This window comes from Enterobacter sp. HG048, assembly GCF_024702055.1.
GTDB classification, from domain to species: domain Bacteria; phylum Pseudomonadota; class Gammaproteobacteria; order Enterobacterales; family Enterobacteriaceae; genus Enterobacter; species Enterobacter dykesii.
This window is the reverse complement of record NZ_JANLIZ010000003.1, coordinates 295,617-321,392: the sequence shown is the minus strand read 5'-3', so window position 1 is coordinate 321,392 and position 25,776 is coordinate 295,617. Positions and strand designations below refer to the sequence as shown.

26 protein-coding genes and 2 tRNA genes are annotated in these 25,776 nt (G+C 55.9%); 11 read left to right on the top strand and 17 right to left on the bottom strand.

Translation table 11 applies throughout. The features are described 5' to 3' along the window. Positions 1–369 precede the first annotated feature (369 nt). The 3 genes from pykF to NUX24_RS06975 all read right to left on the bottom strand — a co-directional run bounded on the left by pykF (position 370) and on the right by NUX24_RS06975 (position 4,696). Positions 370–1,791: a pyruvate kinase PykF gene (gene pykF, locus NUX24_RS06985; protein WP_029739779.1), complete on the bottom strand. Its 1,422-nt coding sequence runs from the start codon at positions 1,789–1,791 to the stop codon at positions 370–372. A gap of 377 nt (positions 1,792–2,168) precedes the next feature. Beyond that, on the bottom strand, positions 2,169–3,314 hold the full coding sequence (locus NUX24_RS06980; RefSeq protein WP_059446649.1) for a PLP-dependent aspartate aminotransferase family protein: 1,146 nt from the start codon (positions 3,312–3,314) through the stop codon (positions 2,169–2,171). Between the two features lie 11 nt (positions 3,315–3,325). Next, entirely contained in the window at positions 3,326–4,696 is a 1,371-nt protein-coding gene (locus NUX24_RS06975; RefSeq protein WP_257830498.1) for a cystathionine beta-synthase, read from the bottom strand. 400 nt (positions 4,697–5,096) lie between these two features. Here NUX24_RS06975 and NUX24_RS06970 point away from each other — a divergent pair, with 400 nt between their 5' ends. The 4 genes from NUX24_RS06970 to fumD all read left to right on the top strand — a co-directional run bounded on the left by NUX24_RS06970 (position 5,097) and on the right by fumD (position 7,936). Continuing rightward, positions 5,097–6,119, top strand: a complete 1,023-nt coding sequence (locus NUX24_RS06970) for a methionine ABC transporter ATP-binding protein (RefSeq protein WP_257830496.1) — start codon at positions 5,097–5,099, stop codon at positions 6,117–6,119. Then, positions 6,112–6,780: a methionine ABC transporter permease gene (locus NUX24_RS06965; RefSeq protein ID WP_008500617.1), complete on the top strand. Its 669-nt coding sequence runs from the start codon at positions 6,112–6,114 to the stop codon at positions 6,778–6,780. Before NUX24_RS06970 ends, NUX24_RS06965 begins: the two co-directional genes overlap by 8 nt. Positions 6,781–6,803: 23 nt before the next feature. After that, the gene (locus NUX24_RS06960) at positions 6,804–7,616 is read left to right on the top strand and encodes a MetQ/NlpA family ABC transporter substrate-binding protein (RefSeq protein ID WP_063142945.1); all 813 of its coding nucleotides are present in this window, start codon (positions 6,804–6,806) and stop codon (positions 7,614–7,616) included. Positions 7,617–7,726: 110 nt separating this feature from the next. After that, positions 7,727–7,936 (top strand): fumarate hydratase FumD, encoded by a 210-nt coding sequence (gene fumD / locus NUX24_RS06955; protein ID WP_008500615.1) that lies wholly within the window; start codon positions 7,727–7,729, stop codon positions 7,934–7,936. Here fumD and NUX24_RS06950 read toward each other — a convergent pair. The 4 genes from NUX24_RS06950 to NUX24_RS06935 are packed head-to-tail and all read right to left on the bottom strand — an operon-like array spanning position 7,917 to position 11,010. Next, the gene (locus NUX24_RS06950) at positions 7,917–8,603 is read right to left on the bottom strand and encodes an amino acid ABC transporter permease (RefSeq protein ID WP_257830492.1); all 687 of its coding nucleotides are present in this window, start codon (positions 8,601–8,603) and stop codon (positions 7,917–7,919) included. The two genes, fumD and NUX24_RS06950, sit on opposite strands and share 20 nt — an antisense overlap. After that, positions 8,587–9,363 carry an amino acid ABC transporter permease gene (locus tag NUX24_RS06945; protein ID WP_047651407.1) on the bottom strand — a complete coding sequence of 259 codons (777 nt, stop codon included), beginning with the start codon at positions 9,361–9,363 and terminating at the stop codon, positions 8,587–8,589. Before NUX24_RS06945 ends, NUX24_RS06950 begins: the two co-directional genes overlap by 17 nt. Then, positions 9,363–10,178, bottom strand: coding sequence for an amino acid ABC transporter ATP-binding protein (locus tag NUX24_RS06940; RefSeq protein WP_047651408.1), 816 nt, complete (start codon positions 10,176–10,178; stop codon positions 9,363–9,365). The genes NUX24_RS06945 and NUX24_RS06940 overlap by 1 nt, the downstream gene beginning before the upstream one ends. A 1-nt stretch (position 10,179) precedes the next feature. After that, on the bottom strand, positions 10,180–11,010 hold the full coding sequence (locus tag NUX24_RS06935; protein ID WP_193807306.1) for an ABC transporter substrate-binding protein: 831 nt from the start codon (positions 11,008–11,010) through the stop codon (positions 10,180–10,182). Between the two features lie 245 nt (positions 11,011–11,255). Between NUX24_RS06935 and NUX24_RS06930 the strand changes: the two genes are divergently transcribed. Then, complete coding sequence (locus NUX24_RS06930; protein ID WP_038419198.1) at positions 11,256–11,423, top strand: hypothetical protein; 168 nt, start codon at positions 11,256–11,258, stop codon at positions 11,421–11,423. Positions 11,424–11,515: 92 nt separating this feature from the next. Here NUX24_RS06930 and NUX24_RS06925 read toward each other — a convergent pair whose 3' ends face one another. Beyond that, positions 11,516–11,656 (bottom strand): hypothetical protein, encoded by a 141-nt coding sequence (locus NUX24_RS06925; protein ID WP_003857665.1) that lies wholly within the window; start codon positions 11,654–11,656, stop codon positions 11,516–11,518. Between the two features lie 125 nt (positions 11,657–11,781). On the opposite strand from NUX24_RS06925, the gene NUX24_RS06920 reads away from it, so the two are divergent. Beyond that, positions 11,782–12,564, top strand: a complete 783-nt coding sequence (locus NUX24_RS06920; RefSeq protein ID WP_257830486.1) for an MBL fold metallo-hydrolase — start codon at positions 11,782–11,784, stop codon at positions 12,562–12,564. 72 nt (positions 12,565–12,636) lie between these two features. Beyond that, a complete protein-coding gene (locus tag NUX24_RS06915) occupies positions 12,637–13,272 on the top strand; it encodes a carbonic anhydrase (protein WP_257830484.1) in 636 nt (211 codons plus the stop codon). A 28-nt stretch (positions 13,273–13,300) separates the two neighbouring features. On the opposite strand, the gene NUX24_RS06910 is transcribed toward NUX24_RS06915, so the two are convergent. The 4 genes from NUX24_RS06910 to mdtK form a co-directional block, all read right to left on the bottom strand. Then, positions 13,301–14,896 carry an FAD-NAD(P)-binding protein gene (locus NUX24_RS06910; protein WP_257830482.1) on the bottom strand — a complete coding sequence of 532 codons (1,596 nt, stop codon included), beginning with the start codon at positions 14,894–14,896 and terminating at the stop codon, positions 13,301–13,303. Positions 14,897–15,015: 119 nt separating this feature from the next. After that, a tRNA-Val gene (locus NUX24_RS06905) sits at positions 15,016–15,092 on the bottom strand. 4 nt (positions 15,093–15,096) lie between these two features. After that, positions 15,097–15,173 (bottom strand) — tRNA-Val (locus NUX24_RS06900). A gap of 153 nt (positions 15,174–15,326) precedes the next feature. After that, the gene (mdtK, locus tag NUX24_RS06895; RefSeq protein WP_257830480.1) at positions 15,327–16,700 is read right to left on the bottom strand and encodes an MdtK family multidrug efflux MATE transporter; all 1,374 of its coding nucleotides are present in this window, start codon (positions 16,698–16,700) and stop codon (positions 15,327–15,329) included. Between the two features lie 225 nt (positions 16,701–16,925). Between mdtK and NUX24_RS06890 the strand changes: the two genes are divergently transcribed. Further along, a complete protein-coding gene (locus NUX24_RS06890; RefSeq protein ID WP_023311347.1) occupies positions 16,926–17,570 on the top strand; it encodes a riboflavin synthase in 645 nt (214 codons plus the stop codon). Between the two features lie 31 nt (positions 17,571–17,601). Here NUX24_RS06890 and cfa read toward each other — a convergent pair whose 3' ends face one another. Further along, entirely contained in the window at positions 17,602–18,750 is a 1,149-nt protein-coding gene (gene cfa, locus NUX24_RS06885; protein WP_047651412.1) for a cyclopropane fatty acyl phospholipid synthase, read from the bottom strand. Positions 18,751–19,048: 298 nt separating this feature from the next. Beyond that, the gene (gene punC / locus NUX24_RS06880; RefSeq protein WP_126328345.1) at positions 19,049–20,248 is read right to left on the bottom strand and encodes a purine nucleoside transporter PunC; all 1,200 of its coding nucleotides are present in this window, start codon (positions 20,246–20,248) and stop codon (positions 19,049–19,051) included. A gap of 114 nt (positions 20,249–20,362) precedes the next feature. Between punC and punR the strand changes: the two genes are divergently transcribed. Beyond that, a complete protein-coding gene (punR, locus tag NUX24_RS06875) occupies positions 20,363–21,274 on the top strand; it encodes a DNA-binding transcriptional activator PunR (RefSeq protein WP_048222755.1) in 912 nt (303 codons plus the stop codon). Positions 21,275–21,291: 17 nt separating this feature from the next. Here the strand turns inward: punR and purR are convergent, their stop codons facing one another. Further along, positions 21,292–22,317: an HTH-type transcriptional repressor PurR gene (purR, locus tag NUX24_RS06870; protein WP_023335431.1), complete on the bottom strand. Its 1,026-nt coding sequence runs from the start codon at positions 22,315–22,317 to the stop codon at positions 21,292–21,294. 297 nt (positions 22,318–22,614) lie between these two features. Here purR and NUX24_RS06865 point away from each other — a divergent pair, with 297 nt between their 5' ends. Continuing rightward, a complete protein-coding gene (locus tag NUX24_RS06865) occupies positions 22,615–22,704 on the top strand; it encodes a YnhF family membrane protein (protein ID WP_008500596.1) in 90 nt (29 codons plus the stop codon). A gap of 163 nt (positions 22,705–22,867) precedes the next feature. Beyond that, the gene (locus NUX24_RS06860; RefSeq protein ID WP_257830474.1) at positions 22,868–24,034 is read left to right on the top strand and encodes an MFS transporter; all 1,167 of its coding nucleotides are present in this window, start codon (positions 22,868–22,870) and stop codon (positions 24,032–24,034) included. Positions 24,035–24,072: 38 nt separating this feature from the next. Here the strand turns inward: NUX24_RS06860 and sodB are convergent, their stop codons facing one another. Together sodB and NUX24_RS06850 are read right to left on the bottom strand one after the other, a co-directional pair. Further along, positions 24,073–24,654 carry a superoxide dismutase [Fe] gene (gene sodB / locus NUX24_RS06855; RefSeq protein WP_029739795.1) on the bottom strand — a complete coding sequence of 194 codons (582 nt, stop codon included), beginning with the start codon at positions 24,652–24,654 and terminating at the stop codon, positions 24,073–24,075. A 122-nt stretch (positions 24,655–24,776) separates the two neighbouring features. Beyond that, positions 24,777–25,550, bottom strand: a complete 774-nt coding sequence (locus tag NUX24_RS06850; RefSeq protein ID WP_126328347.1) for a C40 family peptidase — start codon at positions 25,548–25,550, stop codon at positions 24,777–24,779. Positions 25,551–25,776: the final 226 nt, after the last annotated feature.

Genomic DNA, 25,776 nt, shown 5'->3' with positions numbered 1-25,776 from the left:
ACCAGCCAGCAGAGTAGAACCCAGGATTACCGCGCCCAGTACCAGTTTAGTACGATTCATTATTAATACCCTCTAGATTGAGTTAATCTCCATGTAGCGTTACAAGTATTACACAAAGTTTTTTGGGTTGAGAATATTTTTTTGATGGGAATACACCTATTTTTGATCGTTCGCTCAAAGAAGCATCGAATCGGCCCTGTTCGGGCAAAAATCTAAGGAAAAAAAGGCATTTATCATCGGATTCATCTTAGATAATTGGCAATTAAATAGAGAAACCCGATTTGCAATTTGAATGACTTTGGCTAATGCCAGGAATAAAAAAAGCGCCCTGAGGGCGCTTTTTATCAAAATTAATTCGTTCGGGAATTATTACAGCACGTGAACAGAGGCGGTATTGGTGGTTCCGCTTGGTACCAGCGCGCCAGAAACCATGACCACAACGTCACCTTTCTGCGCCAGACCACGATCAACCAGCTCCAGAGCCACTTCTTTACCCAGACGGTAGAAATCATCCGTAGACGCGATCTCTTTCACCAGGTGAGGGATCACGCCTTTGCTCAGCACCAGCTGACGAGCCGTGGTTTCGTTGGTGGTCAGCGCCAGGATAGTTGCATCCGGGAAGTATTTACGCACCGCGCGAGCTGATTTACCGCCCTGGGTGGCAACCACGATCAGTGGTGCTTCCAGTTTCTCAGCCGTTTCTACTGCACCGCGGCAAACCGCTTCGGTGATGCGCAGCTTGCGGCTGTCGTTGTTGTAGTCCAGACGGCTTTTCATTACGCGGTCGGTACGTTCGCAGATGGTGGCCATGATGGACACCGCTTCCAGCGGATATTTACCTTTCGCGGATTCGCCGGACAGCATAACGGCATCAGTACCGTCGAGGATGGCGTTAGCCACGTCGCCTGCTTCTGCGCGGGTTGGGCGTGGGTTTTTGATCATGGAGTCCAGCATCTGCGTTGCGGTGATAACCACTTTACGCGCGCGAACACATTTCTCGATCATCATCTTCTGCGCGAAGATCACTTCTTCAACCGGGATTTCTACGCCCAGGTCGCCACGCGCAACCATGATGCCGTCAGACGCTTCGAGGATTTCGTCGAAGTTGTTCAGGCCTTCCTGGTTTTCAATTTTGGAGATGATCTGGATCTTCTCGCCGCCGTGGGCTTTCAGGTGCTCACGAATTTCAACCACGTCTGAGCGCTTACGGATGAAGGATGCCGCCACAAAGTCAACGCCTTGTTCGCAACCGAAGATCAGGTCCTGTTTGTCTTTTTCAGCCAGTGCTGGCAGTGCGATAGAGACGCCCGGCAGGTTAACGCCTTTGTTTTCGCCCAGGTCGCCGTTGTTCAGCACTTTACAGATAACCTTGTTACCTTCGATCGCGGTGACTTCCATACCGATCAGACCATCGTCTACCAGCACGGTGTTACCGACGGACAGGTCGTTGGTGAAGCCTTCGTAGGTCACTGCAACGATTTCGCTGTTGCCGACAACGGATTTGTCGGTGGTGAAGGTGAAGGTCTGGCCCGCTTTCAGAGAGACGTCGTTACCGCCTTCCAGTTTGATGGTACGGATTTCTGGACCTTTGGTATCCAGCAGGATCGCAGCTTTTTTACCGGTCTTGCTCATCACGTTGCGCAAGTTCTGGATACGCTGGCCGTGTTCTGCGTAGTCACCGTGGGAGAAGTTCAGACGCATCACGTTCATGCCGGCGTCCAGCATTTTGGTCAGCATCTCTTCAGATTCGGTTTTCGGGCCGATAGTACAAACAATTTTCGTCTTTTTCATGACAGTCTTAGTCTTTAAGTTGGGAAGGATATGGAAATCTCGCTCCGGGGGCGCACCGCCGCGGAGTCAAACCTGTGTTGCAAAAGAGTATATGACACGCACTAAGGATAGGAGACATCAAATGAGCGTGCAGAAGAAAGTGTGCCTGAGTGACAGCCCAACGAAGGAGAGGAGAAGTTGTACGTTGTTTTTTGTATTCCAAGCGCTGAAACCATTCACCAGGGATTTGGCGCGCATTATACGCTGATTTTAAGATAAAAGGAAAATGGAAACGGTGTTTCAGAAATAATCTGTGCTGTTTCTCATAATATTGTTATCAAGGCGTTAAGCCATGATGACAACTTGTGGCGGCAGGTGATGGACCTGCCGCCATTTGCTTATTTCTGCAGCGCCTGGCTGAGGTCGGCAATCAGGTCTTTCGGATCTTCAATCCCGACTGACAGGCGGATCAGCTGCGGCACAATGCCGTTTGCCAGGCGTTGCTCCAGCGGAATGGAGGCGTGCGTCATGCTGTAAGGCTGGCTCACCAGACTTTCCACGCCGCCCAGGCTTTCTGCGAGGGTGAACAGCTTCAGGTTGCGAATCACCTCGGTGGCGCGTTGCGCATCGCCTTTTACCACGACGGAAATCATCCCGCCGGGCAGGGCCATCTGCGTGCGGGCAAGCTGATATTGTGGATGCGATTCCAGGCCGGGATAGAACACCTTTTCGACCAGAGGATGCTGATCCAGCCATTGCGCAATCGCCAGCGCGTTGGTGCTGTGCTTCTCTACCCTCAAAGCGAGCGTGCGAATACCGCGCAGCGTCAGGAAGCTGCTGAACGGATCCAGAACGCCACCCACCGCGTTTTGCAGATAGCCCAGCCTATCCGCCAGTTCCCTGTTGTCCCCGACAATCGCCAGCCCGGCCACCACGTCAGAGTGGCCGTTCAGATATTTGGTGGCGGAGTGCACCACGATATCGAAACCCGACTCCAGCGGACGGTGGATCACCGGCGACGCGAAGGTATTATCCGCCACGCTGATGACGTTATGACGACGGGCGATTGCCGCGATGGCCGCCAGATCCGCCAGCTTCAGCAGCGGGTTGGTTGGCGTTTCGACCCAGACCATGCGGGTATCCGGGCGAATGGCGTCCTCCAGCCCGGCTAGGTCGTCCGGTTTAACCCAGCTCACCTGCAGACCGGTGCTGCGCTTGCGCACGTTTTCAATCAGGCGGTACGTCCCCCCGTAAACGTCATCAATGGCGACAATATGGCTGTCTTTATCCAGCAGTTCGAGCACCGTGGAGATGGCCGCCAGACCGGAGGCAAACGCGTAGCCGCGCGTGCCGCCTTCCAGTTCGGCGATGGCGGTTTCCAGCGCGTGGCGGGTGGGGTTGCCGCTGCGCGAATACTCATAGCCGGTATGCTCGCCGGGTGACGGTTGCGCAAACGTAGAGGTAGCGTAAATCGGCGGCATGACGGCGCCGTGCTGGTCGTTGAACTCGCCGCTGTGGACGCTCAGGGTAGCCAGGTTTTTCATCATCGATTCCTTTATTGCTGAAGACGGTTGCGCCAGGCGGTCAGAACGTCGCTGCGCGTAATCAGACCGAGAAAACGGTCGTTGTCATTAATCACGGCCACCAGACCGCGGTCGAAGATGGCGTTCAGTGCGCTTTCCGGGGCGTGTTTATCCAGAAACTCCACCTGGCGCGTCATGGCTGCCGTCACCGGAAGCGCGAAGCGATCGCCATCGCCGCCGATATGCCGCAGGAGATCCCACTCGTCGATAATGCCCACCACCTTGCCGTTCTCCAGCACCGGCAGCTGGGAGATGTCATACAGACGCATGCGTGCCAGGACGGTGGAAAGCGTGTCGTCCGGGGCCGCGGTGACGGTGGCACCTTCATCGTGACGCAGGGCGATGTAGTCGGAGAGGTCGCCGGCCTGAGGACGCGTGATGAGCCCCTGCTGTCGCATCCAGTCGTCGTTGAACATCTTCGAGAGATACTTATTGCCGCTGTCGCAGGCGAAGGTCACCACGCGTTTCGGCGCGGTCTGCGCCTGGCAATACTTCAGCGCGGCCGCCAGCAGCGTGCCGCTGGAGGAGCCCGCCAGAATGCCTTCCGTTTTCAGCAGATCGCGCGCGGTGGTGAAGGCCTCTCGGTCGGTGATGCGCCAGGCGCGATTCACCCCTTCGATGTGGGCCAGCGGCGGAATAAAGTCTTCGCCAATACCTTCAACCAGCCAGGAGCCCGCGTCGTGGTAGCGTCCGGTTTCCACCTGGTCGGCCAGAACCGATCCGGCAGGGTCGGCCAGGACAAACTCCGTGTGCGGAGAATGCTCGGCGAACCACGCCTGGAGGCCGCCCAGCGTACCGCCTGAGCCGACGCCCACCACGATGGCGTCGATCCGCCCATCAAGCTGCTCGTACAGTTCCGGTGCCGTGGTGGTGCGGTGCGCCAGCGGGTTGGCTTCGTTATTGAACTGATCGATGTAAAACGCGCCGGGCAGCTCGTTGGCCAGGCGCTGGGCGTAATCCTGGTAATAGGCGGGGTGGCCCTTGTTAACGTCGGAGCGGGTCAGCACCACCTGGGCACCCAGCGCGCGCAGGTGGAAAATCTTCTCGCGGCTCATTTTGTCCGGCACCACCAGGATCAGCGAGTAGCCTTTCTGGGCAGCGATCAGGGCCAGGCCGAGACCGGTATTCCCCGCCGTGGCCTCAATTATCGTGCCGCCCGGCTGCAGCTGGCCGGTACGCTCCGCTTCGTTAATCATCAACAGCGCAACGCGATCTTTAATAGAGCCGCCCGGATTCTGGTTTTCCAGCTTCAGGAACAGCGAGCAGGGGCCGGTATCGAGCTTGTGCAGCTGGATAAGCGGGGTACGGCCAATCAGTTCGGTGACGGAGTGGTAAATCGTCATGATGTTTTCCTTTCTGGATGTCATGACGGGATGATAGAGCGGCGAAATTTTCGCAATAAAGAACCATTCACTGCCGTTTAGAACTGAAAAGAATATAAATGCGGTTTTCAGATGTCAGGACAGCAAGACGTAAAGTTGTCTGGATGTGGGGATGGCTATATCGGGATGAAATGCTGCAAAAATGACCGTTTTTCGCGGGCATCATCCAGCAGATATGCATCCGGCAGATAATCATTGCTGAAATTGGTCTAAATGCTTCCCATCCGGTAAATCCGCTGTTTATTTCCGAAAGTTATAACACATTCTTTTTTGTTCATTTGAAAGCTGATAACGCCTGTTTACTATCGTTTGGACATCCATACTGCTAAACAGCCATGCGCGAAACGGATAAAGAATAAGAATGATCGTACTCAGGAATATTTCGAAGGTTTTTGACAACGGAAAGGTCGCGCTGACTGCCGTTGATAACGTCAATTTGACGATAGAGCAGGGACAGATTTACGGAATTATTGGCTACAGCGGGGCCGGGAAAAGCACGCTGATTCGTCTGCTGAACGGTCTGGAAAAACCCAGCGCCGGAAGCGTCACCATTAACGGGCAGGATATCTCTGCGGCAAAGGGTGAAGCGCTGCGCCAGGCGCGCCTGAAAATCAGCATGGTGTTCCAGCACTTCAACCTGCTGTGGTCGCGCACGGTGAGCGAGAATATCGCTTTCTCAATGCAAATCGCCGGTGTGCCAAAAGCCAGCATCAAGGCTCGCGTCGCCGAGCTGGTGGAGCTTGTCGGCTTGAAGGGGCGCGAGAATGCGTACCCGTCCCAGCTGAGCGGCGGGCAAAAGCAGCGCGTGGGCATTGCACGTGCTTTAGCTAACAACCCTGACGTGCTGCTCTGCGATGAAGCCACCTCCGCGCTCGACCCGCAGACCACCGATCAGATCCTCGATCTGCTGCTGGATATTAACCGCCGCTTTAAGCTGACTATCGTGTTGATCACCCACGAGATGCACGTGGTGCGCAAAATCTGCGACCGCGTGGCGGTAATGGAGAACGGTAAAGTGGTGGAAGAGGGCGACGTGCTGAGCGTCTTTACCCATCCGCAGCAGCCGATTACGCAGCAGTTTGTCCGTCAGGTGAGCCAGTATGCCGAGGAGGAAAACTTCAACACCGAACTGGCAAACGATCTGGAAGGCACGGTCATCAGGCTGACCTTTACCGGGCACAGCACCCATAAGCCGATCGTGGGTGAACTGACCCTACGCTACGGCCTGCCGTTTAACATCCTGCACGGGAAAATGACGCAAACCGCCCACGGCGTGTTTGGTCAGCTTTGGGTACATGTTGTGGCATCCGATGAACAACTGAACAATATCCTCGCCGACCTGCAGCACAGCGATATTGAAGGCGAGGTAATTAAACATGGCTGAGAATCTCTTTCCGCATCTCAAGTGGGATCAGCTCTGGGCGGCGACGCTGGAGACGCTGTACATGACCGCGCTGTCCGGCGTGGCGACGTTTGTGCTGGGCATCGTGCTGGGGCTGGCGCTGTTTTTAACCGCGCGCGGCGGGCTGTTCCACAACCGCACGGTTTACAGCGTGATTTCGATTGTCGTGAACGTGTTCCGCTCAATTCCGTTCATCATTCTGATTGTCCTGCTGATCCCGTTCACCAAGACCGTCGTTGGCACCATTCTTGGTGCCAACGCGGCGCTGCCGGCGCTGATTGTGGGCGCGGCACCGTTCTACGCACGCCTGGTGGAAATCGCCCTGCGTGAAGTGGATAAAGGCGTCATCGAAGCAACGCGCTCGATGGGCGCACGACTGAGCACGCTCGTGTTTCGGGTTTTACTGCCGGAATCATCACCCGCACTGGTATCGGGTATTACGGTGACGCTCATTGCGCTGGTGAGCTACAGCGCAATGGCGGGGGTGATTGGCGCCGGTGGTTTGGGAAATCTGGCTTATCTGGAAGGATTCCAGCGCAACCATGGTGACGTCACGCTGGTGGCAACGGTGACCATTCTGATCATCGTTTTCATTATCCAGTTCTGCGGCGATGTCATTACTTCACTGTTAGATAAACGCTAATAAATAGACACAGGAACCACATCATGAAAAAAACACTGACACTGATCGCCGCCGCAACCCTGAGCGCCCTGAGCTTCGCCTCCTGGGCCGATACCCTGACCGTGGGCGCATCCAATACGCCGCACGCCGAAATTCTGGAGCAGGCTAAGCCGATTCTGGCGAAGCAGGGTATCGACCTGGAGATTAAGCCGTTCCAGGACTACATTCTGCCGAACACCGCGCTGGCGGGTCATGACATCGACGCGAACTATTTTCAGCACATTCCTTACCTGAACAGCGTGCTGAAGGATCATGCGGGCGATAAAGACTACGATTTCGTCAGTGCGGGCGCGATCCACATTGAGCCAATCGGCATCTACTCCAAAAAATACAAGTCGCTGAAAGACCTGCCGGAAGGCGGCAAGATCATCATGCGTGACGCGGTTTCCGAAGAGGGGCGTATTCTCTCCATCTTCGAGAAAGAGGGCGTGATCAAGCTGAAGCCGGGCATCGACAAAGTGACCGCGCGCATCAGCGACATCGTTGAGAACCCGAAAAAGCTGAAATTCACGCCGAACGTTGAAGCCTCTCTGCTGCCGCAGATGTACAACAACGACGAAGGCGCTGCGGTGGTGATCAACGCCAACTACGCGATTGATGCAGGTCTGGACCCGGTTCACGACCCGATTGCGGTAGAGAGCGGTGAAAACAACCCGTACGCCAACATCATTACCGTGCATCGCGGTGACGAGAAGAAGAAAGATATCGTAGCGCTGGTGAACGTCCTGCACTCGAAAGAGATTCAGGACTGGATCCGCACCAAGTACAAAGGCGCGGTCATCCCAGTAAACAACTAATGTACTGATTTTACAGATGAAGCCCGGCGAGTCTCTCGCCGGGCTTCTTTTTTGTATCCGGCAGGAGAATCATTTAAGCTCAACGTTTAAAAGGCAATGGAGTGATGACGATGGGTAACGTGACCAAAGATGAAGCGCTGTACCAGGAGATGTGCCGGGTGGTCGGGAAGGTGGTGCTTGAGATGCGTGATTTAGGGCAGGAGCCAAAGCATATTGTCATTGCCGGAGTCCTGCGTACCGCGCTGGCGAACCAGCGCGTTAAACGCAGTGAACTGACAACCGAAGCGATGGAAACGGTGGTTAAAGCGCTGGCCGGGTAATGCGCCAGCGTTTCGCAAGCTGCTCGAGCGAGCAGCAGAGCAGGTAGTAGACCACGCCCGTAAAGATAAAAATGGCCGCCGGGTAGATTTGCACCCGGTTATTGACCTGTCCCGCCACCGTGGTCAGCTCCGGTACGTTCACGATAAACGCCAGCGACGTATCCTTCAGCAGGCTGATAAAAATCCCCACCAGCGACGGCAGAATATTCCTCAGCGCCTGCGGCAGCAGCACGCGCCACAGGGTTTGCCGCGTGCTGAATCCCTGTGACAGTGCGGCCTCGTACTGCCCGGGCGGGAGCGCGCTCAGCCCGGCCAGGACCGAGTGCATTACGGTGGCCGCGGTAAACCAGGTCAGCGCCAGCGTGACGGTCAGCGCTCCCGGCAGATCGCCTCCGGTGATGAGCGGCAGGAGATACCACATCCAGAAAATCACGAAGATGAGCGGGATACCGCGAATCAGCTCTGCCCATAAAAACAGGGCCTTTCGCACGAGCCCGGTAAAGCGCCAGGCCAGACACGCGAGCACTATCCCACCGGGCAGAGCGATGACGGCGGCCCCGGCAGCCATCATTAACGACAGCAGTACGCCCCCCGGTTCACCCGTTGCCGCGCGTCCCCACAGCAGATAGTCGAGGTTATCGGTGATGACGTTAAGTCCGGCAATCATGTTTTTCACTCCCTGCGATGACGACGTTCGGGCGTTTACGTTTCGCCTGCGGCCCAAGGCGTACCAGCACCATCCCCATTACCAGGCCGGTCAGCAGATAGAGCGCGGTTCCGAGGGTAAATGCCTCCAGCGCGTGCGCGTTATAGCTCTCGATCTGCCTGACCTGATAGGTCAGCTCGGCAAAGCCAATCCCGCTGGCGAGCGAGGAGAGCTTCATCAGATTAAGGTACTGGCCCACGACCGGCTGCCAGGCGTTGGCCAGGCCCTGCGGCAGAAGAATGTAGCGAAACAGACGCCACGCGGAGAATCCCTGCGCGAGCGCCGCCTCCCGCTGTCCGGCAGGCACGGAACGTAACCCCGACTCCACCTCTTCGATTAAAAACGCCGAGGTAAAGACGCCCAACCCCCAGGCAGAACATAAAAATTCGGGCGTAAACCACCAGACGTCGCCGGGCAGAATTGACCAGCTGTGATCCGCGTTCACCGTGTCGCGAAACGCCTGCGGTAATCCGTTCCAGGCGGCAAAATACCAGAACAGCAGCTGCACCAGCAGCGGCGTATTGCGAAACAGCGACACCCAGCTGCTGACGACCGCATTCCCGGGGCGGCCGCCGGAAAGGCGCAGGAGCATAAAGAGCAGTGCGAGCAGGCTGGCCAGCAGCATCCCGGCAAGCGTTACCCACAGGGTGGTGAGAAATCCGGAGAATATCCACTGCAGAGGCTGTCCGGTCAGTACCCCCTGCCAGTCGAGCGCGGGCATTACAGATGCTCCTGATGCAGCGGGTTGAGCACCTTTTGCAGGAAACGCTGCGCGCGCGGATGCGACGGCTGGCTGAAAAACTGTGCCGGCGGCGCCGTTTCCAGAATTTGCCCGCCGTCGATAAAGACAATCCGGTCGGCGATTTCTCGCGCAAACTGCATCTCGTGGGTCACCACGATCATCGTGATCCCGCTGTGGGCGAGGGCTTTCATCACAAACAGCACTTCACCAATCATCTCCGGATCCAGCGCGGAGGTGGGTTCATCGAACAGAATGATTTGCGGTGAAGAGGCCAGGGCGCGGGCAATCGCCACGCGCTGCTGCTGTCCACCGGAAAGCTCTGCCGGGAAATGGTGGGCTTTTTCCAGCATCCCGACCTTCTCCAGCAGGGCCAGCGCGCGCTCCTGTGCGGGGTGCGGCTTCCAGCCGTGAACGTGCTCCAGCGCCAGGGTGATGTTCTGGCTGGCGGTGAGGTGGGCGTAAAGATTGAACTGCTGGAACACAAACCCCACGCGGCTTCGCAGCTGACGCAGCCCGGTACCGGAGAGCTTTGCGGTAGGCTTGTTGTCGACCAGAATCTCTCCGCCGCTCAGGGTTTCAAGCTGGTTGATGAGACGGATCAGGGTGGATTTACCGGAGCCCGACGGGCCGAGAATGGCGACCACTTCACCGGGCGTGATGGTGAGGTTAATGTCGTTTAAAACCTGATGGTCACCGTAGCGTTTGTCCACATGACGAAACTCGACGCTGGCCTGTTCCAGATGTGAAAAATCCGCGGCACCGGCCGCGGAGTGTGAAAATAAACCTGAGAGCATATTACTTAGCTTCTATTTTAAAGGCGCGAGGCTGTGGGGCTGGGGTGCCTGGACCAAACCAGACGTCGTAGATTTTTGCCGCCTGGCCGTTCTTCTCGAGATTAACCAGCTCGTCGTTAACGGCCTTCAGCAGCGCCGTTTCACCTTTTTTCACCCCAACGCCAATCTCTTCTTTACTGAGCAGGTCGGGCAGGATTTTAAAGTTCGCTTTATCCGGCGCCTGCGCCAGCAGACCGGCCAGAATGGTGCTGTCCTGGGTGATGGCCTGCACGTTGCCGTTGCGCAGTGCCGTCAGCGCCAGCGGAATATCGTCATACGAGAGCACGCGTGACTGCGGGAAACGCTGGTGCAGCGCCTGCTCGCCCGTCGTTCCTTTTACCGCGCCAATGCGCGCCCGGCTGTAGTCATCAAGCTTGTCCGGTGATTTAGCCGGCACCAGGAACTGCTGGCCGGTGACAAAGTAAGGCGTCGAGAAATCAATCACCTGCGCGCGTTCCGGGGTGATGGTGATATCCGCCACGATCAGGTCGGCTTTGCCGGACTGCAGCAGCGGAATGCGGTTGGCCGGATTGGTGGCAACCAGTTCAAGCTTTACGCCGAGCGATTTTGCCAGCGCTTTGGCGAAGTCCACGTCATAGCCCACGATCTCGTGCGTTTTTGCATCAACAGAGCCAAACGGCGGATTGGCGTCAAACGTGGCCACTTTCACCACCCCTGCGGCCTTAATATCCGCCAGCTGGTCCGCCTGTGCCTGCGCTGAAAGCAGGCTCCCCGCCGCCAGTAAGCCCAGAACCAGCGTCCGTTTGGTAAACCCTTTCATGTTTGCTGCCATAGTCATTCGCCATCCCGTTGTTTTTGTTTTACCCCGCTACGCTCCCATAAGCGAAAGCTATCGCCAAATAAGAAATCGTTCTTTGCTATGAGCAAAAAAGCATTAGTGAACAAGGTGTTAATGAGGAGTGAAAAGAACGGGATGCTATTTGCAGATCCTGCACATCGACAGTGGATTTTGGTATTTCCCCCGCGCGGCATTTGAGTGCTTAACTGAGATCAGACACGGCGAGAGAGGGTAAGACGATGAAAAAATGGATCAGCACGTTACGGCGGTTTTTTGCGGCCAGGCCAGCGAATGCGGAGAACAGCGCGCAACGTGTTCTTGAGTCAATCCTGCCTGTCGCCAGCCTGTATGGCGTCGACGTTGCCAACATTGACCCGGAGTGGTTCCATGATAAAACGTCACGCTGAACTGCGCCGCACGCGCGAAACGTACTGGAACGAGGTGTGCGTGACGTGTAACGAGTGAAATAAAAAAGCACCGGTTTCCCGGTGCTTTTTTATTAGATCTTGCAGGCGTCGCCGCAGTCGTCGTCGGCGACAATCGCCTGCGCTTTTTTGTCTGCATCGTCCAGACGTTCCGCATTACGCTCTTCGGCTTCATCCAGACCGTTAAAGACTAAGTTATCGAGATCAATTTCCATGTGGCACCTGCTCTGTTCAGTTTTTGATACTGGCACAGTATAGGGCAAAAAAAGCCAGCAATGTACCTCGCAGCACATAAGGATAATCCCTGCCATACTCAGTGCTTTATCGCTGAGGAGAGCACATGATTACACTCTGTAAAACCTGTGGAACCGCCTACGATACGCAGCCGGACAGTTGCCCAATTTGCGAGGATGAACGCCAGTACGTGCCCGCCACGGGCCGGGCATGGACCGATTTCGACACCGTCACCGCCACCCATAGCAACAAATGGCAGCTGCTGGAGCCGCGGCTGTTTGGGATCAAAACGGTGCCTGCGTTTGCGATCAACCAGCGGGCGCTATTCCTGCAAACGCCTTACGGCAATATCCTCTGGGACTGCATCGCCAACCTCGACCCCGCAACCAAAACGCTCATTACCGCCCTGGGCGGCATCAGCGCAATTGCGATTTCACATCCGCACTATTACACCACGATGCAGGAATGGGCCGCGGCGTTTGATGCGCCGGTGTACCTGCACGCCAGCGACAGAGAGTGGGTCATGCGCGACAGCCCGGCCATTCATTTCTGGGAGGGGGATGCGCTGGAGATTTTCCCGTCGGTCACCCTGCTGCGTCTGGGCGGGCATTTTGCCGGTGGAACGGTGCTGCACTGGCAGGAGGGGGACGGAATATTGCTGGTGGGCGATATTTTGCAGGTCACGCCGGGTAAAGACGCCGTCTCGTTTATGTGGAGCTATCCGAATTATCTTCCGCTGCCGGCCCGCACCGTGGCGTCGGTGGTGAATCATCTCGAAGGCAAAACCTTTGAACGTCTGTACGGCGCGTTCGAAGGGCAGAACATCCAGGCCAGTGCGGACGAGATCGTGCAGCGGTCGGGCCAGAAATATATTGCTTGTCTGAAGTAAACCACGATGGGTAAACTTTACGAGTGTGATCGCGATCATACCTAAACTAAAACAGATAAAAGAGACATTGCTATGCAACATATCATTGAAGGTTTTCTCAGCTTTCAAAAAGAGATTTTCCCGCAACGTAAAGAACTCTTCCGCAGTTTAGCGTCCAGCCAGAATCCCAAAGCGCTGTTCATCTCATGCTCCGACAGCCGTCTGGTCCCGGAACTGGTCACCCAGCAAGAGCCAGGACAACTCTTTGTCATTCGTAATGCTGGCAACATCGTGCCGCCGTTCGGGCCGGAGCCTGGCGGTGTGTCTGCAACCATCGAATACGCCGTGGTGGCGCTGGGCGTCACGGATATCGTGATTTGCGGTCACTCCAACTGCGGCGCCATGAAGGCGATTGCCGATAACGCGAACCTGGAGCCGATGCCTGCTGTGTCACACTGGCTGCGCTATTCCGACGCGGCGAAAGCCGTGGTTGAGAAGAAAACCTGGGATAAGCCGATCGATAAAGTCAATGCGATGGTGCAGGAGAACGTGTTTGCGCAGCTGAGCAACATTAAGACCCACCCGTCCGTGGCGGTGGGCCTGCGTAATAACTCCATCCGACTGCACGGCTGGGTGTACGACATTGAAAGCGGCAAAATCCTTGCGCTGGATAAAACGACGAAAACCTTTGTTTCGCTGTCTGAAAACCCGGAAGTCTTCTTCGAGTAATCCGCGACAGCAGGGCATGGAAGCCCTGTCAGTTCTCAATATACGGTAGTCTGCGCCGCGATCCCGACGCGGGTTTTTCCGCCCCCTTCGCCATTGCTTCCGCAATCTCTGCACACTCTGCCAGCCCCTGAACGAAGGGACGATCGTGCATTAGCCACGGTATCGCACCGAAGGCGATGCGTCCGCGAACGGCGTCAGGCGCTTTTAAGGTGTAATCCTCACCGATGTCGGGAATCTCTTCACCCGTGGCTTCCAGCTGTTTGCGCAGCGTCGGGAAGGGTAGATCTTTCGTTTTCAGCGGCTTTTGTCCGCGGGCGTCAATAAACACGTCGAAACGGTAAACGGTCTCTTTTGTGGTGATCGCTGTTCGATCGCTGCCAACGTCCAGCGTGTAATCGTCACCGAGCGTCGCCACGCTGATGATGCCGGCTTCGCGAAGCGCGAGCAGCCTGCGGATAGACTGCGGAGGGATGGCCGCATAGTTGTCGATGAATACGCGGGCGAGGCCTTGCTTAAAGCGCTCTCTGTCCCGTTCGTTGAGGTGGGGAACAATCTCCTGAACCAGCTCATGCAGCCGAAGCACGGTATAGCGCCAGGCTACGGTGCGCCGCTCGCGTTTGTTCCGCTCAACCTCGATGAGATTCTCTTCCGCCCAGGTAAAGGGGCCGTGCCGTTTACGATCCTCAAACCAGGCCTCACGTATGCTGTCCGCATTAAGCGTATGCAGGGATATTTTCTCACACCACGCCGGGTCAGCGAGCTGAAGCTCTTTCACCACCAGGGTAAAGATGCGATCGAGCAGGCCATCCGATCCTTTGGCAATCTCGGTTTCAACCACGAATTCGGTTAGGACCGACAGCGGTTCATAAGGAATAGGGCAGTAAAAATCGGCTTCCGGCAGAATGCCCGTCCTGGACATCAGGACAATCTTCAACGCTTCGCTGCCTTTATCCAGCACGAATTTATCGTCACGAAATTCGCCGTGCTGCATCACCACCGCCATGGCCGCGTCGAGACCGCTTAACGATGTCCCCATAATACCGACGCGGCAGGGAGGGATACTGGCGTCCATCAGACCGGACCACGGGCTTGGGAAGAACGTTCGCGTGGCTTCATCCTCTTCTGGCCAGACGTGACCGGTGGCGATAACCGCAAGGTCGAATTGATCGGGCAAGACGCTGCCGTTGACGGAAAGCGTAACGCCGGCTGTTGCGGGAATGATGTCTGTGACCTTCGCAGATTCATGGACATCAACGCTGAATCCTAGCCTTTTTGCCTCTTTTACGATGGAAAGAAAGCTGTCGCGGAAATACTCACCCAGCAGAAGCCGGGGCAGGAACTGCCGGTCATGTAAACGGGTTTTATCGACCTTAAAGCGCGCCAGATGGGCGTCACTCTGTTCCTTGAGCCAGTCGAGGTAGGTCATAAAAATGGGCGGGATTTCAATGCTCGCAATGTTCGCCAGCATCAGCCGGGAATTATCGTCGTCGTTATAGGGCATACCCACGCCAGCTTCATCGGCCTGTTCGAAAACGGAAACGGAGAGCGGCGTGCTGTTCTTAAGCAGGTGATAAAAGGTGTAAATCCCTGTGGGGCCGGAGCCGATAATCGCGATCTTCTTCATCAACACGTTTCCTGTGTTTTTTTCCATAAGAAAAGCGTAGCAGGAGAATAATGATGAAAATAAGGGATTAAGAAAATTCAGGATATCAGAAGAGGATTTGCACCATTTCAGGACTGAAATGGTGCGTCCGAGTGGACTCGAACCACCGACCCCCACCATGTCAAGGTGGTGCTCTAACCAACTGAGCTACGGACGCAGAATGGTGCGTTCAATTGGACTCGAACCAACGACCCCCACCATGTCAAGGTGGTGCTCTAACCAACTGAGCTATGAACGCAACGTGTTGTCGGTGACAACGGGGACGAATATTAGCGGCACAGCACCGAGGTGGCAAGAGGGAAAATGCAATTTTCTCTCTGATTTCACGCGATTGCTGTATTACCGCGCAAAGTGAAGAGAAAGTAGCCGCCAGGCGGCGGCTACTGCGTCGTTAACGTGCAGCGCGCTGCAAAATGACCGTTGATGGCTGGCGCTGCAGGAAGCGCATGCGCGTCATCATCATAATCGCCGCCGAGGTCAGGCCGATAATAAAGCCCATCCAGAACCCCGCCGGTCCCATGCGGTCCACCACCAGATCGGTAAGTGCCAGGATGTAGCCAGTCGGCAGTCCCAGCACCCAGTAGGCGATGAAGGTGATAAAGAAGATTGAGCGCGTGTCTTTATATCCGCGCAGCACGCCGCTGCCAATCACCTGGATGGAGTCAGAGATCTGGTAAATCGCGGCCAGCAGCATCAGGTGTGATGCCAGCGCGACCACTTCCGGGTTGTCGTTATAGAGCAGGGCAATCTGCTCGCGTAATGCAACGGTAAAGAGCGCCGTACAGACCGCCATGCAGACGCCGACGCCCAGCCCGGTCCGGGCGGCCGTTTGCGCATCCAGCGTTGAGCCCTGGCCCAGGCGGAAGCCGACGCGGATCGTCACCGCCGCCGCCAGCGACATCGGCAGGACGAACATCAGGGAGCTGAAGTTAAGCGCAATCTGGTGCCCGGCCACGTTCACAATGCCCAGCGGGGAGACCAGCAGGGCAACCACGGCAAACAGGGTCACTTCAAAGAACAGCGCGAGGGCGATCGGCAACCCTAGCTGCACCAGACGCGTCATGATGTTCCAGTCCGGCGTGCTAAATTTGTTCTCGTTGCGAATATCGCGCATGGAGCGGGCGCGTTTTACAAAGACGATCATCGAGAAGAACATCACCCAGTAAACGGCTGCCGTCGCCACGCCGCAGCCGACGCCGCCGAGCTCCGGCATCCCGAAATGACCGTAAATAAAGATATAGTTCACCGGAATATTGACCAGTAAACCGATAAAGCCCATCACCATCCCGGGCTTGGTTTTCGCCAGGCCTTCACACTGGTTACGCGCCACCTGGAAAAAGAGGTAGCCTGGCGCACCCCAGAGCAGGGCGCGCAGATAGCCCACGGCTTTATCAGCCAGTGCCGGGTCAATGTTATGCATAGCGCGAATGATGTGGCCCGCGTTCCAGAGCACGACCATGATCAGCATGGAGACAAACCCTGCCAGCCAGAAACCCTGACGGACCTGATGGGCAATGCGCTCGCGACGACCCGAGCCATTGAGCTGAGCGATAACCGGCGTGAGCGCGAGCAGCAGACCGTGGCCGAACAGGATGGCCGGAAGCCAGATTGACGTGCCGATAGCCACGGCCGCCATATCGGTGGCGCTGTAGCCACCTGCCATTACCGTATCCACAAATCCCATTGCGGTCTGGGCCACCTGCGCGACGATCACTGGTATAGCCAGTGCCAATAGCTGGCGCGCTTCATTCATGTACTTCTGCACGTGAACACCTTTATATTGTTGTTATTTGAGAGACTAAAAAAGCCGCCGAAACGGGCAGCAAGAAGAAAATGCAGGGGGGTGCCAGCTATTGTAGCGGGCTTTAGCTATTTATCTAGTGAAAAAATCGCCAGAAAATGCGCTCCGCTGGCAACCTGTTTTTCCAACTGTTATTGTGGTGGGATTAAACGGTGTCACCACCGTCCGGAAAAAACAGGAGTTGTAAGCATGTTTACTGGTATTGTGCAGGGCACCGCCAAAGTGGTGTCCATTGATGAAAAACCTAATTTCCGTACTCATGTTGTTGAGCTGCCGGAATATATGCTTGAGGGCATTGAAACAGGCGCGTCGATTGCCCACAACGGCTGCTGCCTGACCGTTACCGAAATTAACGGCAACCAGATTAGCTTTGATTTAATGAAAGAGACGCTGCGCATCACCAACCTTGGCGAGCTGGCGGTGGGAGATACCGTCAACGTTGAGCGGGCGGCGAAGTTCAGCGATGAGATTGGCGGCCACCTGATGTCCGGGCACATCATGACCACCGCTGAAGTGGCAAAAATCGTGACCTCGGAAAATAACCGTCAGATCTGGTTTAAAATGCAGGATCCTTCATTAATGAAATACATCCTCTATAAAGGATTTATTGGCATTGATGGGATTAGCCTGACGGTGGGTGAAGTGACGCCAACGCGATTTTGCGTGCATTTAATTCCTGAAACGCTGCAGCGCACCACGCTGGGCGCCAAAAAACTGGGGCATCGCGTGAATATCGAAATCGATCCGCAAACCCAGGCGGTAGTGGATACGGTTGAGCGCGTGCTGGCAGCAAAAGAAGCGGCAATAATAAAGACCGCCGCAGAAGAAGAATAAAAAATAACCCCGGACATCCGGGGTTATTTTTTTAGCGTGCGACACGTAATCCGTGTTCAATCCCACGGCTGAATACCACCTGCCAGAGCTGAATATCCCGTGCGCGAAACGCCCCCGCGCAGGCATTCAGATAATAGCTAAACATCCGCCTGAATCGTTCAGAATAGTTGTCCGCAATTTCTGGCCAGGTCTCCTGAAAACGCGCATGCCAGGCCATCAACGTGGTGTCGTAATCCGCGCCAAAGTTATGCCAGTCTTCCATCACGAAATGGGGTTCACTGGCGTTGGCAATCTGGCGAACGGACGGTAAACAGCCATTCGGGAAGATGTATTTGTTGATCCACGGGTCGACGTTATTGTCAGTCCGCTTAGAGCCGATGGTGTGCAGCAGGAAGATACCGTCCGGTTTCAGATTCCGATCCACCACCTCAAAATAGGTAGCGTAGTTTTTCGGCCCGACGTGCTCGAACATGCCGACGGAAACGATCCGGTCAAACTGCTCGTTCAGGTCACGGTAGTCCTGCAGCCGGATATCCACATCGAGATCCTGGCAGCGCTCTCGCGCCATTTTTTGCTGTTCCGCTGAGATCGTGACGCCGACGACGCTGACGCCATAGTGCTTCGCCATAAAATACGCCAGCCCGCCCCAGCCGCAGCCGATATCCAGCACGCGCATACCGGGCTGGAGCTGCAGCTTCTCGCTAATCAGACGCAGCTTGGCCTGCTGGGCCTCTTCAAGGGTCGACGCGTCTTTCCAGTAGGCGCAGGAGTATTGCATGAAAGGGTCCAGCATACGGCTGAACAGGTCGTTGCCAAGATCGTAGTGTTCTTTGCCAACGATCCACGCGCGCTTTTTACTTTGCAGATTGAACAGTCGGGCAGAGGCGACGCGCAGGGTGTCTTTCAGATTGCGAGGGAGTTGATTTTCAAGACCGGCACGCAGCACGCTGGCGAAAAAGGTATCCAGACGCTCGCACTCCCACCAGCCGTCCATATAGCTTTCACCCAGGCCTAACGACCCTTCCCGCAACACGCGTTTAAAAAAGTCGGGATGTTTAACCTGAGGATCGGATGGCGATGATCCATTGATAGTGATGCCTGCTCGACCTAACAGTTCACTGACGATCCGGGACCAGTTGTCATCCGGAACGCTGACTTCTTCTATACACGATGAACTCATAGCTTCTCCATCACCCTACTGTGATCAGAACCTTAAAACAGCGTAGACGCTTTTTTTGGTTTGTGAGAAATCTCACGGTAAATACCGCGAGGCTAGTATCCGACGTAGAACAGAGGAAGGGAGATAACCCTTGCCGAAATGCCTTCCATGGTAAAACGGGAGCACTCCGGCTCCCGTTAAAGCTTAATATTTATCGTATTTAATCGAACCAAATTTAGTATAGGCCTCAAAATTTGGTGATTCAATAGAAAATTCTTAGCAACCTAATCACTGAAAATTAACATGATTTCTGACGCAATCAGGCATGTGACGTTTCAACCTGAGCACTCTTTTCCTGCTCACGCTGCGCGGAAGCCTGCATGCGATAGCCCAATACCGCCAGCGCTACGGTGAACAGCATCACGCTGGTGGTGGTCAGGAGCGGCGTGGCAATCAGCGCCGAGACCACCAGGCTTGCCAGGAAGCACAGCCCCAGCTGCAGGGTGTTCTGCAGCGCGGCGGCGCGGCCAGTTGCCTGCGGGAAAGGACGCAGCGCCTGCGCCACAACGATCGGATAAATCGCCCCGTTCGCAATGGCCATCACGCAGAATGGGATCAAAATTTCTGCCAGACCGGCACCCGGAATAAAGCCAACGGCCCAGGTCCCGATAACGCTCAGCGCATACAGCACCAGCAGCCACGGCAGCATCTGCTGACCTTCCCACTTTTGCAGCGCCGCGCGACAGCCGTACCCGCCCACCAGGAATGCGATAGTCTGCGGAACATAGCTCAGGCCGATGGCTGCCGGGCTGTAGCCCATATCGTGCAGAATGAACGGCGAGCCGGTGAGCCACGCGAAGAAGCTTGCCGAGCAGGCGGCATAGATCAGGACATTCCCGCGATACGCTTTGGTGCTGAGCAGAGACGTGAAGGTAATCGGCTTCGCGTCTGCATGCGCCTCTTTTTTATGCGCGGGCTTGAGGGCGAACGCCGGCAGCATCAGGACCAGGGTAATGGCAAACAGCGTGGCGAAAATGGCCTGCCAGTCGAAATGCGCGAGGATCCAGCTGCCCAGCAGAGGGGCGAGGGCAGGTGAGAGACCCACCAGCGGCATAATGGTGGCGAAAATACGGTTTGTGCGGTTAGCCGGATAGTAGTCGGTGACCAGTGCCTGCCAGGTCACGGCCGCGGCACAGACGCCCACGGCCTGAACAAACCGCAGCACCAGCAGCCAGGCGGCATCGCGTACCCATAGCATCCCCAGGCAGCCCACGGCAAAAATGGCCAGGCCCAGCAACAGTACCGGTTTACGACCAAAGCGATCCGAGAGCGGTCCCCAGAGCAGCTGCGCGAAGGCAAAACCGGCGAGGAACAAACTCAGGCTGGCGCTGATGGCGGCAGCCGGGGTTTGCAAATCTTCCTGCATGGCGGCAAACGCCGGCAGGTACATATCGGTGGCTAAAAAGCCCAGCACGCTTAAGCCGCCGAGCCAGACTAAAAAACCGTTCCTGGGTTGCATTATTTTATTCTCCTGAGGAGGCAGGTATACATTGGCGCTGAGTGTAGGGAGTGCAAAGCCGCTTGTGAAACGCTAATATTTGGCGGGTGCATTCAAAAATTTTGCAGGCAGAAAATGTGGTCAGATTATTCTCTTGAAGTGGTCGATGCTGTGGCGCGTAACGGCAGCTTTAGCGGCGCGGCGCAGGAGCTGCACCGCGTCCCTTCGGCAATCAGCTACACGGTGCGTCAGCTGGAGGAGTGGCTGGCGGTTCCGCTGTTTGAACGGCGGCATCGTGATGTGGAATTAACGCCCGCAGGCGCGTGGTTTTTGAAGGAAGGGCGTTCTGTTATCAAAAAAATGCAGATCACCCGCGAACAGTGTCAGCAGATCGCTAACGGCTGGCGGGGACATCTTTCCATCGCGGTGGATAACATCGTTAAGCCGGAGCGCACCCGGCAGATGATCGTCGATTTCTATCGTCATTTTTCTGACGTCGAGCTGCGGGTCTCGCAGGAGGTGTTTAACGGCGTCTGGGATGCGCTGGCGGACGGCAGGGCAGAGATGGCGATTGGGGCCACGCAGGCGATCCCGGTCGGGGGACGTTACGCCTTTCGCGATATGGGGATGCTGAGCTGGAAATGCGTGGTGGCAAGCGATCATCCGCTGGCGGCGATGGACGGGCCGCTGAGCGATGACACGCTGCGCAACTGGCCGTCGCTGGTGCTGGAGGATACGTCCCGTTCATTGCCCAAGCGTATCACCTGGCTTCTGGACAACCAGCGGCGGGTGGTGGCTCCGGACTGGGAATCATCGGCGACGTGCCTCAGCGCCGGGCTGTGCGTCGCGATGGTGCCCGTTCATTTTGCGCGTCCGCGCATCGATACCGGAGAGTGGGTTGAGCTGACGCTGGAGAATCCGTTCCCGGATGCGGCCTGCTGCCTCACCTGGCAGCAAAATGATGTCTCGCCCGCTATGGCGTGGCTGCTGGACTATCTGGGAGACAGCGAAACGCTAAACCGGGAATGGTTACGGGAGCCAGCATAGCTGGCCCCGTAAAGCGATTAACGACGGTAGTCGCGGAACGGACCGTCCGCAACGGAACGACGTTCGATAAGACGCGGGTGAACTTCAATGGACTGCGACTCTTCACGCTTGTTGACGATCCTGTCCATCAGCATGTTGAAAGCCGTTTCGCCCAGCGAGTCTTTTGGCTGGTGAATGGTGGTCAGCGCCGGGGTGAAGAAGCGCGCGTTACGCACGTTGTCATAGCCGATCACGGAAATATCCTGCGGTACGCGCAGGCCCAGCTCGTCGGCAGCGCAGAGCGCGCCCATGGCCATGATGTCGCCCCCGCAGAACACGGCGGTCGGACGGTGCGGCTGGGAGACGATCTGCTGCATCGCACGGTAGCCCGATTCCGGCTCAAAGTCGCCCTGCACGATCCAGTTTTCCGGCACGTTGATCAGCGCTTCTTCCATCGCTTTCATAAAACCGGCCAGACGGCCCGCGCCGGTGTTGCGTTCCAGCGGACCGGGGATCACGCCAATCTCGCGGTGACCGCGTTCGATCAGGTAACGACCGGCCATATAGCCGCCTTCAAAGGCGTTATCGATAACGGAATCGGTGAAGTCTGCGCGCGCTTCGCCCCAGTCCATCACCACCATCGGAATATGGCGATACTCTTCCAGCATCGACAGCACGGATTCCGGATACTCGGAACACATCACCAGCAGGCCATCAACGCGCTTTTGCGCCATCATCGACAGGTAGGCACGCTGTTTTTCAATGCTGTTCCACGCGTTGCCCAGAATCAGGGTATAGCCTTTCTGGAAGCAGTTCTTTTCGACCGCTTCAATGATCTCGGCAAAATAGGCCGCTTCACTGCTGGTCGCCAGCAATCCAATGGACTTGGTGTGATTAACCTTGAGGCTACGCGCAACCGCACTTGGCGAATAGTGCAGCTCTTTGATCGCTGCCCAGACGGCGTTGCGCGTCTCTTCCGCCACAAAGCGGGTTTTGTTAATTACATGTGATACGGTTGTAGTGGAAACGTTTGCGCGTTTTGCTACGTCTTTAATTGTTGCCATTAAATGTCACTCCAGACCATATCCTAAGCTCCTGAAAAACTTGAAGGTAAACGTTTGCCTTCTCTCACCCTTATCACGCAATCTTGAATTGCGGCACGCCGGGAAAACGACACGGGACGTCAGGAGGGGGTCAATGGCCGGTACGCTAATAAATTTAGCGTGGAATTTTGTCCTATCTTGATGAAAAGGGGAAGAGGTAAAGTGGTTATCAGTATAAATCCAGGAAGATTTTTGACGTAATCTGTGCAAAAATGAGCAAGCTCACTTTTCGTGTGGGGATTAAAAGGAGAAAAATTGATGAGTTCCGATCTTAAGTTTTCGCTGTTCACCACCGTTGTTGTGCTGGCTCTGATTGTTGCGGCCGGTCTGACGGCTGCGCTGCACTGATTTACGCGGAGGGAGAGCCTTCTCCCTCCCGACACCCCGGATTGTTACTTCTCTGGCAAAAATCTTTTGCCATTTTGTTAACTTCTCATTTTTTGTGATTGATGTCATGCTTTCCGCTTCTTTGTTCTGTGTCACCACATGACACGGCATCCGGAGTTGACGCATGAAAATCAATTTTCCCCTGCTGGCCCTGGCGATTGGCGCTTTTGGGATTGGCACCACAGAATTCTCCCCGATGGGGTTACTGCCTGTTATTGCCCGGGGCGTAGATGTCTCGATCCCTGCGGCAGGGATGTTAATTAGCGCCTACGCTATCGGCGTGATGGTCGGGGCGCCGCTGATGACGCTTCTTCTTTCGCACCGCGCGCGCCGCAATGCGCTGATTTTCCTGATGGCGATTTTCACCCTCGGCAACGTGCTTTCGGCCATTTCGCCGGACTACACCACATTGATGCTGTCGCGTATTCTGACCAGCCTTAACCACGGCGCGTTCTTTGGGCTGGGGTCGGTCGTGGCTGCCAGCGTGGTGCCTAAACACAAGCAGGCGAGCGCCGTGGCAACCATGTTTATGGGGCTGACGATTGCCAACATCGGCGGGGTGCCTGCGGCAACCTGGATGGGAGAAGCGATCGGCTGGCGTATGTCCTTCCTGGCGACGGCCGGGCTGGGCGTGGTCGCGATGGTGGCATTGTTCTTCTCCCTGCCGAAAGGCAGCGCCGGTGAACGTCCGGAAGTGCGTAAAGAGCTGTCGGTGCTGATGCGTCCGCAGGTGCTCTCCGCGCTGCTCACCACCGTGCTGGGGGCAGGGGCGATGTTTACCCTCTACACCTATATTTCACCGGTGCTGCACGATATCACCCACGCAACGCCTCTCTTTGTGACCGCGATGCTGGTGCTGATTGGCGTGGGCTTCTCGATCGGCAACTATCTCGGCGGGAAATTTGCCGACCGTTCCGTGAGCGGGACGCTTAAGGGCTTCTTAACCCTGCTGATTGTCATCATGGTTGCCATTCCGTGGCTGGCGCGTAATGAGTTCGGGGCCGCGATCGCGATGGTCGTCTGGGGAGCCGCCACTTTCGCCGTGGTGCCGCCGCTGCAGATGCGCGTGATGCGTGTCGCGCACGAGGCGCCGGGACTTTCATCATCCGTGAATATCGGTGCGTTTAACCTGGGTAATGCCCTGGGCGCCGCGGCCGGTGGGGCCGTGATTTCAGGTGGTCTGGGATACAGCTTTGTGCCGGTGATGGGGGCGATTATTGCCGCGCTCGGCCTGCTGCTGGTGATGATGTCGGGACGTAAACAGCCTGAAGCAGCCTGCGCTGCGGAATAAACCAAAAACGCAGAAGGGCGAACCCTTCTGCGTGTCTCTTACGCGGCGAAGTTCTTCGCGACAAAGTCCCAGTTAACCAGTGCCCAGAAGTGCTCCAGGTAGTTCGGACGCGCGTTGCGGTAATCAATGTAGTAAGCGTGTTCCCACACGTCCACGGTCATCAGCGGCTTCGCGCTGGTGGTCAGCGGGGTACCCGCGTTAGAGGTGGACACGATAGCCAGTTTGCCATCCGCCTCTTTAACCAGCCACGTCCAGCCAGAACCGAAGTTCTTGATGGCTGCATCGGTAAACTTCGCTTTGAAATCCGCGAAGCTGCCAAATGCGGCGTTGATAGCGGTAGCCAGTTCACCGACAGGTTCACCGCCGGCATTCGGCGCCAGGCAGTGCCAGTAGAAGGTATGGTTCCACACCTGAGCGGCGTTGTTAAATACGCCACCCTCTGAGCTGCGGACGATCTCTTCCAGCGTTTTGCCTTCAAAATCGGTGCCCTTGATCAGATTGTTCAGGTTGGTGACGTACGTCTGGTGATGCTTGCCGTAATGATATTCCAGGGTTTCCGCAGAAATGTGCGGTGCCAGGGCGTCTTTTGCATACGGTAGTGCAGGTAATTCGAACGACATTGCTTCTCTCCTTATTGTATTTTGCGTTGCCAATAACCACACAGACAACAGGGACAGGATAGCAAATTGAAAGGGTATGCAAAAGAGGAACTTACCCTGCCACGGATGCGGCAGGGCAGGGGTTAGCGGATGGTTTTCGGCGTCATCACGCGACGCGCGCCGACGTAGTGGCGTACCCAGTAGTCTTCACTGAGAGAGGTAATCTGAATATCCTGGCCGCTACGTGGAGACTGGATGAATTTCCCGTTGCCGACATACACGCCGACGTGGTCAGCCGTGCCGCGACCCTGAGTGCGGAAGAACACCAGATCGCCGTTTTCCAGCTCACCGCGGTCAACCGGTGAGGCATCGCGCAGGTGGTACATCTCATTGGCGGTGCGAGGAATGCGGAATTTGACCAGATCTTTATAGGCGTAATAGACGAGGCCGCTGCAGTCAAACCCGGTACGCGGCGAACTGCCACCCCAGTGATAAGGTTTGCCAATCTGCCCCATCAGTTTGTTCATCGCGGTCTTTTGCGCTTTCTGTACACGCACTTTATGCACTTCCGCTATTTTCGTGACCTTCGTGCATTTCGCCTTGTGGCCTTTACGCGTGATGCATTTTTCAGTAACGAGGTTAGCGGCGGTTTGCGAAGCTTTACTTTTAGCGGAGTGGGCAGTGCGGGAAGGTTTTGTTTTCGTTTTGCTGGAAGCGGTCTGTTTCGTCTGAGCCGGTGTTTTTTTCTTGTCGTTCTTAGCGGTGGTTTTTTTCTTACGGTCTGTGGCTTTCACCAGATGGTTTTTTTGTACAGCAGAATGCCGCGCCTGCTGAGAGGCGTTTGCCACTGGCGTGAAAGTGAGTGAAGTAAACAGTAAAGCACAGAGCGTGATCGAGATTTTATTTATCCGCGCCACTGGGCAGTCCCCTGATAAATGCAGGTCATCAATAATACCCGCGTGTGATTTACAAAGCCCGTCGATTCTAATCTATAAAAACCCAGAAAGTTAATAGCATTTTTCAATCTACGATCCTGTTTCGTTAGCAAGTGCAAAAAAATTCATCGTTCTGTCGCACATTTGCCCACTCCCTAAGCAAAACCCTGACTGCCGCAGGGGTAAACACCATTTGCAATGCAACTTT

What these genes read in the sequence shown, in the direction of transcription:
- NUX24_RS06925 (WP_003857665.1), bottom strand. Translation starts at nt 11,656, where the DNA reads ATGGAAATTGATCTCGATAACTTAGTCTTTAACGGTCTGGATGAAGCC.
- NUX24_RS06975 (WP_257830498.1), bottom strand. Translation starts at nt 4,696, where the DNA reads ATGACGATTTACCACTCCGTCACCGAACTGATTGGCCGTACCCCGCTT.
- NUX24_RS06910 (WP_257830482.1), bottom strand. Translation starts at nt 14,896, where the DNA reads ATGAAGAAGATCGCGATTATCGGCTCCGGCCCCACAGGGATTTACACC.
- NUX24_RS06890 (WP_023311347.1), top strand. Translation starts at nt 16,926, where the DNA reads ATGTTTACTGGTATTGTGCAGGGCACCGCCAAAGTGGTGTCCATTGAT.
- sodB (WP_029739795.1), bottom strand. Translation starts at nt 24,654, where the DNA reads ATGTCGTTCGAATTACCTGCACTACCGTATGCAAAAGACGCCCTGGCA.
- NUX24_RS06940 (WP_047651408.1), bottom strand. Translation starts at nt 10,178, where the DNA reads ATGCTCTCAGGTTTATTTTCACACTCCGCGGCCGGTGCCGCGGATTTT.
- purR (WP_023335431.1), bottom strand. Translation starts at nt 22,317, where the DNA reads ATGGCAACAATTAAAGACGTAGCAAAACGCGCAAACGTTTCCACTACA.
- NUX24_RS06935 (WP_193807306.1), bottom strand. Translation starts at nt 11,010, where the DNA reads ATGGCAGCAAACATGAAAGGGTTTACCAAACGGACGCTGGTTCTGGGC.
- NUX24_RS06980 (WP_059446649.1), bottom strand. Translation starts at nt 3,314, where the DNA reads ATGAAAAACCTGGCTACCCTGAGCGTCCACAGCGGCGAGTTCAACGAC.
- NUX24_RS06860 (WP_257830474.1), top strand. Translation starts at nt 22,868, where the DNA reads ATGAAAATCAATTTTCCCCTGCTGGCCCTGGCGATTGGCGCTTTTGGG.
- NUX24_RS06950 (WP_257830492.1), bottom strand. Translation starts at nt 8,603, where the DNA reads ATGATTGCCGGACTTAACGTCATCACCGATAACCTCGACTATCTGCTG.
- NUX24_RS06970 (WP_257830496.1), top strand. Translation starts at nt 5,097, where the DNA reads ATGATCGTACTCAGGAATATTTCGAAGGTTTTTGACAACGGAAAGGTC.
- cfa (WP_047651412.1), bottom strand. Translation starts at nt 18,750, where the DNA reads ATGAGTTCATCGTGTATAGAAGAAGTCAGCGTTCCGGATGACAACTGG.
- NUX24_RS06965 (WP_008500617.1), top strand. Translation starts at nt 6,112, where the DNA reads ATGGCTGAGAATCTCTTTCCGCATCTCAAGTGGGATCAGCTCTGGGCG.
- fumD (WP_008500615.1), top strand. Translation starts at nt 7,727, where the DNA reads ATGGGTAACGTGACCAAAGATGAAGCGCTGTACCAGGAGATGTGCCGG.
- punC (WP_126328345.1), bottom strand. Translation starts at nt 20,248, where the DNA reads ATGCAACCCAGGAACGGTTTTTTAGTCTGGCTCGGCGGCTTAAGCGTG.
- punR (WP_048222755.1), top strand. Translation starts at nt 20,363, where the DNA reads ATGTGGTCAGATTATTCTCTTGAAGTGGTCGATGCTGTGGCGCGTAAC.
- NUX24_RS06945 (WP_047651407.1), bottom strand. Translation starts at nt 9,363, where the DNA reads ATGCCCGCGCTCGACTGGCAGGGGGTACTGACCGGACAGCCTCTGCAG.
- NUX24_RS06930 (WP_038419198.1), top strand. Translation starts at nt 11,256, where the DNA reads ATGAAAAAATGGATCAGCACGTTACGGCGGTTTTTTGCGGCCAGGCCA.
- pykF (WP_029739779.1), bottom strand. Translation starts at nt 1,791, where the DNA reads ATGAAAAAGACGAAAATTGTTTGTACTATCGGCCCGAAAACCGAATCT.
- NUX24_RS06915 (WP_257830484.1), top strand. Translation starts at nt 12,637, where the DNA reads ATGCAACATATCATTGAAGGTTTTCTCAGCTTTCAAAAAGAGATTTTC.
- NUX24_RS06920 (WP_257830486.1), top strand. Translation starts at nt 11,782, where the DNA reads ATGATTACACTCTGTAAAACCTGTGGAACCGCCTACGATACGCAGCCG.
- NUX24_RS06865 (WP_008500596.1), top strand. Translation starts at nt 22,615, where the DNA reads ATGAGTTCCGATCTTAAGTTTTCGCTGTTCACCACCGTTGTTGTGCTG.
- NUX24_RS06960 (WP_063142945.1), top strand. Translation starts at nt 6,804, where the DNA reads ATGAAAAAAACACTGACACTGATCGCCGCCGCAACCCTGAGCGCCCTG.